The organism is Phocaeicola intestinalis, from assembly GCF_014837065.1.
Taxonomy (GTDB): Bacteria; Bacteroidota; Bacteroidia; order Bacteroidales; family Bacteroidaceae; genus Phocaeicola; species Phocaeicola intestinalis.
The window spans coordinates 1-6465 of record NZ_JACSPP010000098.1; the positions used below are offsets into that span (position 1 = coordinate 1).

Sequence of the window (6465 nt, forward strand, 5' to 3'; positions counted from 1 at the left end):
ACATGTATGGCACTGCATAATCTCAGAATTAAAATCAACCCTTGGAACTATCATAACTAATTTACATAAACTCTAATTGACGGTCCCTAATGAGAAGTCGATTCTTGTCATCTCTTTTGTCGGGATGAAGACAAGAGAAGTCAAGGTTTCACGGAGTAACATGCGGATTACTTTGGAAGATGATTCCCAGGAACTGGACGGAGTTGTAGTAGTCGGTTATGGGCAACAGAAGAAGGCCAGTGTCGTCGGGGCTATTACTCAAACTACAAGTAAGGTGCTGGAACGTTCCGGAGGAGTTTCGGACTTAGGTTCTGCATTGACCGGTAATTTGCCCGGTGTGGTAACAACCGCAAGTACAGGTATGCCGGGTGAGGAAGACCCACAGATTTTGGTTCGTGGTATGAGCTCGTGGAACAATACAGCTCCGTTGATATTGGTGGATGGTATTGAACGTCCAATGGCTGGTATTGATATCAACTCGGTAGCCTTTATTTCTGTATTGAAGGATGCATCGGCAACTGCTGTATATGGTGTAAAGGGCGCGAATGGTGTTATCTTGATTACAACCAAACGTGGTTCTGAAGGTAAGGCAACAATCAATGCCGGTGCAAGTATGGCATTCGATAGTCCGGTGGAATCGGGCTGGAGAGCAAATCAACCTATCGGGCTATGGAATCTTCAATATCAACGTAAACCTGCTTATGCCGGTTTTGCGAATGGGCTTGCAGGTGAGACTATAGCTGAACCGGATCTAAAATAAAGAACAAAGCCTCTTATCGTAGAGATATATTGGTGAGAGGCTTTATTCAATTGATTAAAAATTTAAGTAATACTTAATTTAAATGTAATCTGATTTAATTATGAAACAAGCGTTATTTTGTCTGCTAATGTTGATCTCTTATCAAACCTTATTTGCTCAAAAAATAGAGTTTTATACGCCAAGAACGGTTAGGATAGTAAAAGAGAATGGTACCGTATTCAACAAGAAATCCCTTGTGGTTACAGCCGAGCCAGAAAAGGTAAAGGTGAATGTAACTTCCAATGATACGGCTACTATCTATCGTTCAAGTGAACTTACGGTAATTGTCGGTAAAAATGGAATCTCTTTCTTGGATAATAAAGGGAATCTGATTATGAGAGAAGGTTCTTATTCATTTTCTCCAATAGTAAGAGGACTGGATAAATGGTCATATAAAATCAAGCAAGGTTTTATGGTTGATGCTGATGAAGGTATATATGGATTCGGTATACTTCAGAACGGCAAAATGAGTCATCGTGGTGAAAATAGGCGTATGGAACAAGGAAATACAGAAGATTATTCAAATTTCTTTCAGAGCATAAAAGGTTATGGTGTTTATTGGGATAATTATTCTGTAACTTACTTGAATTCTCCTGTTGAAGGGGTTGCCGGCGAGCTGACTTTGGAGTCACAGGTAGGTGATGCAATCAATTATTTTTTCATGTATGGTGGTGATGCTGATGGTGTGATTGCAGAGATGAGACATCTTTCGGGTAAAGTGCCAATGGCTCCGTTGTGGACCTATGGTTTCCATCAAAGTAGAGAACGATATAGTTCACAGGCTGAATTACTCGAAGTGGTGGATAAATATAGGGAATTAAAGATTCCGTTTGATGGAATCGTGCAGGACTGGCAATATTGGGGACATAGTTATTTGTGGAATGCAATGGAGTTTCTGGCAAGTGGCTATCCGAATCCTCAGGAAATGATGGATAGAATCCATAATCAGAATGCTCATCTCAGTATATCATTCTGGTCGTCTTTCGGTATCGGTACCAAAGGTTTCAGAGAATTTCAGGAAAAGAATCATTTGCTTGATTTTGAGACTTTCCCTCCAAGCGGATTAGACGGGTGGCCGCCACGTGACGATTATCCAAGTGGTTCCAGATGTTATGATGCATATAGTGAAGAGGCAAGGGACATTTATTGGCGTAATCTTTCAAGACTGCATCGTCTGAACATTGACGGCTGGTGGATGGATTCTACTGAACCGGATTTTTATAATTATGATGACTCGGACCTTGATGTTCCTACTGCTATGGGATCATTGCGTTCCGTGCGTAATATCTATCCTTTGATGTCTGTAGAAGGGGTATATAACCATCAGAGAGAAATAGATACAACTAAACGTGTCTTTATCTTTACAAGATCTTATTTTGCGGGGCAACAGAGAACCGGCGCCAATACTTGGAGTGGTGACATTACCTCAACCTGGGACAGTTTCCGTAAACAGATTCCGGGATGTCTGAACTTTACATTGACTGCCAATCCGAATGTACATTCTGATATTGGTGGCTTCCTTGCCGGTTGCTACAATATCAACGGTTGGAACTCGGCAAAAGACAACCCGCAGTTCAAGGAATTATATGTACGCTGGATGCAGTGTGGTGCTTTCATGCCTATGATGCGAAGTCATGGCACAGACGCGCAGCGTGAAATCTATCTGTATGGCAAGCCGGGTGAACCTGTTTATGAGGCTATGGTTGATGCTGTGAAGTTGCGTTACCGTTTCTTGCCTTATATCTACAGCCAAGCATGGCAGGTGTCCCAATATAATGATTCCTTCATGCGTGCTTTGTTCATGGACTTCAAGGATGACAAATCGACCTGGAATAATAACAAACAGTTCATGTTCGGTCATAATATACTCGTCTGTCCGGTGTTGCATCCGCTCTATACAGAAGAGGAAATTGTAAAGTCGCCTGAAATATATGACCTTAAGGTAAATTGGGAAGAGGATAGAACTTATGAGGTCTATCTTCCTAAAGGTGTCCAATGGTATGATTATTGGACTAATGAAAAATATTCAGGCGGTACGACTGTAAATGCTTCTGCCCCAATCTCGCATTCTCCGTTGTATGTCAAGGCTGGAAGTATCCTGACCTTAGGCCCTGCAGTTCAGTATGCCAATGAAAACAACTTTGATAACATCGAGATTGTAGTATATCCGGGTGCTGATGCAGACTTCACATTGTATGAAGATGAAGGTAACAACTATAATTATGAGAAAGGGATGTATTCAACCATCAATCTGCATTGGAATGACAGATCCAAGTCGCTTACCATCGGAAAGCGTAATGGCTCGTTCCCGGGAATGCTTAAGTCACGTACATTTATAGTGAAAATAGCAGGAAGTGATGCCGTGAAAGAAATACGTTATACAGGTAAAGCTACAACAGTCAGATAAATAATATTTATTTGGGACGTTCGGTTCCCTCTTTAAATTTTAAATATTAAATTATTGCAGTTGGTTGAATATTAGATATTGATATATTCATTTATTATTTTTTTTCTTGCTTCATGTTGTTTTGAAACCTGTTCAAAACAACATGAATTAGCATGAGTAATCATAAAGGATATTTAATTATGTATAAGAACTTGTTGTTTATATTTATTGCTCTCTGGTCATTTTGCATGAATGGAGTATCTCGTGATAGAAAGGAACTTTTGGACTTTGGATGGCGTTTCTTAAAGGGTGAAGCGCCGGTGGGAAGTGTCAAACCGGATTTTGATGATGGTAAATGGAGAATCGTGGATTTGCCACATGATTGGAGTATCGAGGGCATACCCAGTAAAGATGAACCTTCTGGTGGAGATGGAGGTTATCGTCCCAATGGAAAAGGATGTTATAGGAAAACATTTCAAATCAATAAGGAGGAAATCGGAAAAGTCTTCGGCCTTTATTTTGAAGGTGTCTATATGAATGCAGAAGTCTTTGTTAACGGAAGCTCGCTAGGAACACATCATTATGGCTATTCCCCTTTCTACCATGATATAACGTCATTGATAAAGCAAGGAGAGAATGTAATTGTTGTAAATGTAGACAACTCTTATCAGCCAAACTGTAGATGGTATACAGGTTCTGGTATTTATCGTCATGTATGGTTGACATCAACAAATCCGATATATTTTAAAAAATGGGGGACCTTTATTACTACCCCTAATGTTTCGGAAGACAAAGCTGATGTTGCGATTTCCACAGAAATTATAAATAGTTATGACAATGAAAGAGAGCTTTCTCTTACTACAATCTTATATGGTCCTCTGGGAGATGAAATAGGTAGAACAACAAAAGGAATTGTAATAAAACCTGGGGAGACATTGAAGATTAATCAGTTGCTTCCAGTGCAAAAGCCTCAATGTTGGAGTCCTGACTCTCCTTCACTTTATAGTGCACGCTTGTCTGTTGCTGAAAATAATAGAGAAATAGACAGTATTCTTGAATCCTTCGGAATACGTACTATCAGCTATTCGGCAGAAGAAGGATTCAAACTGAATGGAAACTCTTTATTGTTGAATGGTGGATGCATTCATCATGATAATGGTCCATTAGGAGCTGCTGCTTTCGACCGTGCTGAAATTCGGAAAGTACAGCTTATGAAAGAGGCTGGATTTAATGCTGTACGTACCAGTCATAATCATCCTTCTGAAGTATTTTTACATGCATGTGACAGTATCGGACTTCTTGTAATCGATGAGGCTTTTGATGGTTGGCGTGTAGCAAAGAAACCACATGATTACTCAACATTGATTGATAAATATTGGAAAGATGATCTTTCAGCTCTTGTATTACGGGATAGAAACCACCCGAGTATATTTTGTTGGAGTGTTGGGAATGAGGTGATAGAACGAAAAGAGATTCAGATTATTACGACGGCAAGAAAATTAGTAGGACTTTGTCGAGAACTGGATCCTACCCGTCCTGTAACATCTGCTCTTTGTGCATGGGATAGTGATTGGGAAATATATGATCCATTGGCTGAAGCTTTTGATATTGTAGGTTATAATTATATGATGTACAAACATGAAGGTGATCATATCCGCGTACCTGAACGAATTATGATACAAACCGAATCATATCCAAGAGATGCATTTCAAAGTTGGAGTTATGTAAATGACAATCCATATATTATCGGAGATTTTGTTTGGACTTCTGTCGATTATTTGGGTGAATCCAGTATAGGACGGTGGTATTATGAAGGCGAAAATGCAGGTGAACATTTTTTCGGTGACCACTTTCCATGGAATGCTGCTTATTGTGGTGATATTGATATGATAGGACAAAGAAAGCCAATCTCTTATTATCGGGAACGGTTATGGAATTACAATCGACCTATTTATATGGCGGTTAAAGAACCTAATGGATATTATGGAAATATAAAGGAAACTATGTGGAGTGTATGGCCTACTTTTGAAAGTTGGACATGGCCAGGGCATGAAGGGAAAGAAATAGAGGTTGAAGTTTATTCCCGTGCCCCACGTGTACGCTTAACATTGAATGGGAAAGTTGTCGGCGAAAAGCCGACAACCCGTCAAGAAGAATTTAAGGCTGTATTTAAAGTTATATATGAACCAGGAACAATTCTTGCTGAAGCTATAAACAATGAGGGAGATGTCTTGTCTGAATTAAATGGTTATCATAATGAATTGAAAACAGCAGGAGAACCATATGCAATACGTTTAAAGGCTGATCGTTCAACTATCAATCCAGATGGGCAAGATTTGTCTTTCATTACAGCAGAAGTTGTAGATAAAGATGGTATAGTTTGTCCTGATGCAACAAATCTGTTGACTTTTTCTCTAAAAGGAAGAGGTACATTGCTTGCTGTTGGTAATGCTGATATCAAGGAACTTGATACCACATCCGATTCGAAACATAAAGCTTGGAAAGGGAAAGCTTTGGCTGTTGTGAGGAGTCAGTTAAAAAAGGGCAAGGCTATTATTGCTGTAAGTTCGCAGGGATTGAAGGGAACTCAGTTGGAAATAAGATGTAAATAAGAATAGCCTTTTAACTGAGGGAACATATTGGAAGGTATTTGAGACATTCTATATATAATAAAGCTATTTGTAGAGATATGCGAGACGCGGATTAAGGATAAAAATTAGAAAAGTTCTTAAAGCTATGGATTGATAATGCTACAAACTTAGGTATCGTTCTTTTTTTAAAACCGACACAAGCGTTTTATAGTAACCAGTTTCAGAAAGAATATAGTTCAAATGGGTATTTGCAATTTAAAAAAATAAGTTCATATTTATTTCAATAATAGTCCGTTAAAAATTCACCATATCGGCTAAGCGGCTTCTGCCACTATGCCAAAGAGTTCTTTGATAAGTTTAGTATTAAAAGTTCTGTTCGGTTTCAGACCGGACTTGCTAAAAATTCTTTTGAGTATATAAGTATTACTCAGATAGGCCTTTAGCAGTCCGATGGAAAGCGAGGGATAGTATCGTTTCCGCATGACCTTTGCGATGTTTACCGAAGTCAGTGAAGCATTGAAAGCGAAGTCGAGTTTCTTCAAGTCTCTTGCCTGACAGTCATTGAGTCCGGTAAACTGCTTGGAATCCCGAAAGCAAAACTCAATCTGGAACCGTGTACGGTAGTATTCGATGATGTCTTTGGCCGACATGTCAAGATCGGTGGAGAAATAAATTTTATGTCCTCCTGA

At 39.3% G+C, this 6465-nt stretch carries 3 protein-coding genes and 1 pseudogene; 3 read left to right on the top strand and 1 reads right to left on the bottom strand.

Annotated features, from left to right (window positions below):
* Window positions 1-124: 124 nt before the first annotated feature.
* The 3 genes and pseudogenes from H9625_RS16775 to H9625_RS16785 all read left to right on the top strand — a co-directional run.
* A pseudogene (locus H9625_RS16775) lies at window positions 125-631 on the top strand (SusC/RagA family TonB-linked outer membrane protein); the annotation flags it as partial.
* A gap of 229 nt (window positions 632-860) precedes the next feature.
* Complete coding sequence (locus H9625_RS16780; protein WP_191765454.1) at window positions 861-3206, top strand: glycoside hydrolase family 31 protein; 2346 nt, start codon at window positions 861-863, stop codon at window positions 3204-3206.
* A 179-nt stretch (window positions 3207-3385) separates the two neighbouring features.
* Window positions 3386-5797, top strand: coding sequence for a sugar-binding domain-containing protein (locus H9625_RS16785; RefSeq protein WP_191765456.1), 2412 nt, complete (start codon window positions 3386-3388; stop codon window positions 5795-5797).
* A gap of 293 nt (window positions 5798-6090) precedes the next feature.
* Here H9625_RS16785 and H9625_RS16790 read toward each other — a convergent pair.
* Window positions 6091-6465 (bottom strand): transposase (locus H9625_RS16790; RefSeq protein WP_191765458.1); only part of this gene is annotated, 375 nt, incomplete at its 5' end.

Coding starts and splice junctions, on each gene's coding strand:
- H9625_RS16785 (WP_191765456.1), top strand. CDS start 3,386: ATGTATAAGAACTTGTTGTTTATATTTATTGCTCTCTGGTCATTTTGC.
- H9625_RS16780 (WP_191765454.1), top strand. CDS start 861: ATGAAACAAGCGTTATTTTGTCTGCTAATGTTGATCTCTTATCAAACC.